4 protein-coding genes are annotated in these 4,704 nt (G+C 77.2%); 3 read left to right on the forward strand and 1 reads right to left on the reverse strand.

Annotated features, from left to right (window positions below; translation table 11 throughout):
* Positions 1-1,368, reverse strand: a 1,368-nt coding sequence (locus HOY81_RS26730) for a glycosyltransferase family 4 protein (protein ID WP_237323287.1), incomplete at its 3' end; no start/stop codon positions are given.
* Between the two features lie 311 nt (positions 1,369-1,679).
* Between HOY81_RS26730 and HOY81_RS26735 the strand changes: the two genes are divergently transcribed.
* The 3 genes from HOY81_RS26735 to HOY81_RS26745 all read left to right on the forward strand — a co-directional run bounded on the left by HOY81_RS26735 (position 1,680) and on the right by HOY81_RS26745 (position 4,662).
* A complete protein-coding gene (locus HOY81_RS26735) occupies positions 1,680-2,357 on the forward strand; it encodes a TetR family transcriptional regulator (protein WP_237323288.1) in 678 nt (225 codons plus the stop codon).
* 359 nt (positions 2,358-2,716) lie between these two features.
* On the forward strand, positions 2,717-4,009 hold the full coding sequence (locus HOY81_RS26740; RefSeq protein WP_237323289.1) for a prenyltransferase/squalene oxidase repeat-containing protein: 1,293 nt from the start codon (positions 2,717-2,719) through the stop codon (positions 4,007-4,009).
* Positions 4,006-4,662, forward strand: coding sequence for an SCO2322 family protein (locus tag HOY81_RS26745; protein WP_237323290.1), 657 nt, complete (start codon positions 4,006-4,008; stop codon positions 4,660-4,662). Before HOY81_RS26740 ends, HOY81_RS26745 begins: the two co-directional genes overlap by 4 nt.
* Positions 4,663-4,704: the final 42 nt, after the last annotated feature.

Genomic DNA, 4,704 nt, shown 5'->3' on the forward strand with positions numbered 1-4,704 from the left:
GCCGCTGGCGGGCCGGGGGCGGGTACGGAGGCTGCCGCATGCCGGCCGGCCACCGGCCCCGGCGGCGCGGGCGGCGATGGCCGCGCGGTAGCGCTCGGCGGTGCCGCGCGCCGCCTGCTCCCAGGTGAACCGGCGCAGCACCCGTTCCCGTCCCGCGGCGCCCAGCCGGGCCCGCAGCCCGGGGTCGCGGAGGAGCCGGGTGAGGGCGGCGGCCAGCGCCTGCGCGTCGCCGGGTGGCACGGCCAGGCAGGTCTCCCCGTCGGCTCCGGCCACCTCGGGGATGGCGCCACCCGTGGTGGCGACCAGCGGCGTGCCGGTGGCCATGGCCTCGGCGGCCGGCAGCGAGAACCCCTCGTAGAGGGAGGGCACACAGGCGACCCGGGCGCTGCGCACCAGGCCGGCCAGCTCGGTGTCGCTGACGCCCTTGACGAACTCCACCGCGTGCCGCAGCCCGTGGCGCTCCAGGGCGTCGGCGACCGGGCCCTCCTCGGGACGCCTGCCGACCACCACGAGATGCGCCTCCGGGTTCCCGGCGCGCACCGCGGCCAGCGCCTCGATCAGGTACACCAGGCCCTTGAGCGGGACGTCCGCGCTGGAGGTGGTCACGATGCGGCCCGGCACCTCGGGGACCGCGGGATCGGGTGCGAACAGCTCGGTGTCGGCCCCGATGGGCACCACCCGGATACGCTCGTGCGCCACCCCCAGGTCCTCGCCGATCTCCCGCCGGGAGGAGCCGGAGACGGTGAGCACCTCCGGCAACCGCCGGGCCACCCGCCGCTGCATGCGGGTGAAGGCGTACCAGCGGCGCACGGAGAGCCGCTTGCGCCGGGTGGGGGCGGCCTCCAGCTCCAGCCGGCGGTCGACGGTGACGGGGTGGTGCACGGTGGTCACCAGCGGGAAGCCGAGCCGCTCCAGGCCGAGCAGGCCGTAACCGAGCGTCTGGTTGTCGTGCACGACGTCGAAGTCGCCGCGGCGGGCGGCCAGATGGCGGCGGGCGCGCAGGGAGAAGGTCAGCGGCTCCGGGAAGCCGCCGGTCCACATCGTCCCCACCTCCAGCAGGTCGATCCAGTCCCGGTACTCGCCGGGCCGCGGGGTGCGGAAGGGGTCCGGCTGCCGGTAGAGGTCGAGGCTGGGCAGTTCGGTGAGGGTGACGCCCTCGTCGAGGACCGGGTAGGGCTGGGCGCCGATCACCTCGACCCGGTGGCCGAGCCGGGCCAGCTCGCGGGAGAGGTGCCGGACGTAGACGCCCTGCCCGCCGCAGAACGGGTTCCCCTTGTAGGAGAGCAGCGCGATGCGCAGCGGCCGGTCTCCGGCGGCGGCCTCGCTCCCGGCGTGGGGGCCGGTGTCCCGTGCGGCCTCTGCGGTCACTCGCGACCCCCTTCTCCCAGCGCTCCGGCGGAGCGTAGTCGCCCACGATAATCTAGAACACGTTCCAGGACGGAAACCGATCTTGCCTGAGGACGCACCAAGAATCTACCGGCCGGTCACTTGGGCGCAGGAGGCCGTGCGGGGTGATTCGCACCACCCGCCCGGCGGTGGTGGCACACACCACCCGCCGGGAGTGGTGCGGCGCGGCCAACCGCCCGCGCCACGCTGTGCGGTACGGCACCCGCCGGTCGCCGCAGCGCACGGTGCCCCCCGCGGCGCCCGGACTCCGCAGAACGGGAGGAACGCCACCGATGACGCCACGCTCCGAGCCGTCCCGCGCCCGGCGCCCGCCCGGACCGCGGGACGTCGCCAGGGGCCCCGGCGAGGCGCCGCTCACCGAACGCCAGGAGGCGCGGCGACGGCGCATCCTGGACGCGGCGGCACAGCTCGCCCGGCGCGGCGGCTTCGACGCGGTGCAGATGCGGGAGGTCGCCGAGCAGTCCCGGGTCGCCCTCGGCACCCTCTACCGCTACTTCCCGTCCAAGGTCCACCTGCTGGTCGCGGTGATGGAGGACCAGCTCCGGCGGCTGCACGAGACGCTGCACCGGCGCCCGCCGGCCGGGCCGGAGCCGGCCGCCCGGGTCGCCGCCACCCTGATGCGCGCCTTCCGCGCGCTCCAGCGGGAGCCGCAGCTCGCCGACGCCATGGTGCGGGCGCTCACCTTCGCGGACCGTTCGGTGAGCGCGGAGGTGGACGCCGTCTCCCGGCTCACCACGGCGATCGTCCTGGAGGCGATGGGACTGCGGACCGCACCCACGCCGCGGCAGCTCTCCGTGGTGCGCGTCATCGAGCACACCTGGCACTCGGCACTGGTCACCTGGCTCTCCGGGCGGGCGTCGATCGCGCAGGTCGCGGTCGACATCGAGACCGTGTGCACCCTGATCGACACGGTGCCGCCCGGTGCCCGGCACACGCCCGGCACCGGCTAGAACGGGTTACCGCGACCGGCGTACGTGGGCCGGGTCCGGTGGGCCTGCGAAGTGGCCGGGCCGTACGGCGGGACGGGCGGCAGGCCGTACGGCGGGACGGGACGGACGGCCGGCGCGGAGAAGCCGGACCACCCCGGCGAAACCCCCTCATCGCCCCGTACCGGGGCGGTGCGGACACTCGTGGACCCCCCGTTAGAGTGGGCGCGCATGAACGCCTCCGACCGGGGGTGGCCGGCGGCACGCCGGCACCGACCCGACGAACCGCGCACGGTCTCCCGGACGCGGCCGCGCAACCCGCGCGCCGCACGGAAGGCCCGCGCACCGGGCGCCCGGTCGCCACTGACCGAAAGGCACCCGTGATGTTCCTGCGCCGCTGTGCGGCGGCCGTCGCCGCCACGACCGCACTCTGCGCGGCCGCCGCGCCGTTCGCCTCCGCGTCCCCGGGCGCCCCCGCAGCCGGGGACCCGGGCCTGTACGGCACGGGCGACCCCCGGTACGACGGGGTGTGGCGGCAGTCGCTGGCCCTGGTGGCGCAGGACGCCGCGGGGGTCACCCCGGTACGGAAGGCCGTGGACTGGCTGGCGGAGCAGCAGTGCGCCGACGGCTCCTTCGCCGCGTACCGCCCGGACCCGGAGCAGGACTGCGACCGGAAGACCAAGGCCGACACCAACGCCACCGCGGTGGCCGTCCAGGCGCTGGCCGCGCTCGGCGGCCACGGCGCGGAGGTCCGCCGGTCCGTGGAATGGCTGACCTCGGTGCAGAACGCGGACGGCGGCTGGGGGTACAACCCCGGCAGTCCCACCGACGCGAACTCCGTCTCGGTGGTGATCGGCGCGCTCTCCGCGGCCGGCCGGGACCCGGCGAAGACGGAACGGAAGGGCGCGTCCCCCTACGACGCGCTGCTCGGCCTCCAGATCGGCTGCGACCGGAAGCCCGCCGAGCGCGGGGCGTTCGCCTACCAGCCGGACGAGAAGGGCGCGCTGGCCCCGAACGACGACGCCACGGCCGCCGCCGTGCTGGCCGCACAGGGCGAGGACTTCGTCGTCGAGAAGCCGGCGAAGGACGCCGGGAAGCCGGGTGCCGAGGCGGACTGCGAGTGGGGCGACGCCACCCCGACCGAGGAGGGGCGCCGCGCGTACGCCGCCGAGCTCGGCTCCGCCCGGCTCGCCCGGGAGCTGGACAGCCACGGCGGCCATCTGCAGTCGGCGATGCCCGGGGCCGAGAAGCAGCCGGACTACGGCAACACCGCGGACGCGGTCCTCGCGCTGGCCGCCGGAGGGTACACCGGCCCGGCCGGCACGGCGCTCGACTGGCTGGAGCAGCACCTCGGCGACTGGGAGAAGTCCGCGGACGACCCGGCCGCGCTCGGCCAGCTCGTCCTGGCGGCCCACGCACTCGGCGCCGACCCGCGCGACTTCGGCGGCGCCGACCTGGTGCGGCGGCTGAACGCCACCGGCCCGGAGCCGGCCGCCGACGACGGCGCGGCGGGCACCGCGGACGGCACCGGGGGCGGTGGACAGGACGGCGCCGCCGAGGACGGCGAGGACGACGGCGGCACCGTCACCCTGGTCTCGATGGTGGTCGCGGGCCTCGCGGGCGGCGCCGGGATCGGCGTCCTGCTCAGCGGGCGCCGGAAGCGGCAGGGCCTGTGAGGGCCGCGGCCCCGCGCCTGCTCGCCGGTACCGCGCTCGGGGCCCTGCTCTGCGGGGCGGCGGCCACACCCGCGCAGGCGGACGCCTACCGCTACTGGTCGTTCTGGGAGCGGCAGCAGGACGCCTGGACGTACGCCACCGTCGGCCCGGCGACCCACCGGCCCGGGGACGGCGACGTGCTCGGTCTCCGGTTCGTGGTCAGCGGGGACACCTCCGGCACCCGGCGGCCGCGCGGCACCACCGACTTCGGCGCGATCTGCGCGGACACCCCGGCGCGGCAGGGCACCCGGCGGGTGGCCCTGGTCCTCGACTTCGGCACGGCGGCCGACGCCCCGTCCGGGGCGCAACCGCCCGCACGCCGCACCGAGTGCGCCCGCATCGCGGAGGACGGCACGGCCGCCGACGCGCTCGCCGCCACGGCGAAGCCGCTGCGCTACAACTCCGACGGGCTGCTGTGCGCCGTCGCCGGCTATCCCCGGTCCGGCTGCGGCGAGCAGCTCGCCGACGGTGCGGGCGCCGCGGAGGCCGGCGGCACCGAGGACACCGGCGACGACGACGGCGCGCTCTCCGGCGGCCGCGGCACGGCCCTCGGCGCCGGTGCCGTCGCGGCCCTGGCCCTCCTCGCCCTCCTCCGCTCCCGCCGCCGCGGCTGACGGCGCGCCGGTCGCGGCCCGCGCTCCCGCCGCGGGTAGATC

Source organism: Streptomyces sp. JJ36 (assembly GCF_021696945.1).
Classification (GTDB): domain Bacteria; phylum Actinomycetota; class Actinomycetes; order Streptomycetales; family Streptomycetaceae; genus Streptomyces.

Coding starts and splice junctions, on each gene's coding strand:
- HOY81_RS26735 (WP_237323288.1), top strand. CDS start 1,680: ATGACGCCACGCTCCGAGCCGTCCCGCGCCCGGCGCCCGCCCGGACCG.
- HOY81_RS26740 (WP_237323289.1), top strand. CDS start 2,717: ATGTTCCTGCGCCGCTGTGCGGCGGCCGTCGCCGCCACGACCGCACTC.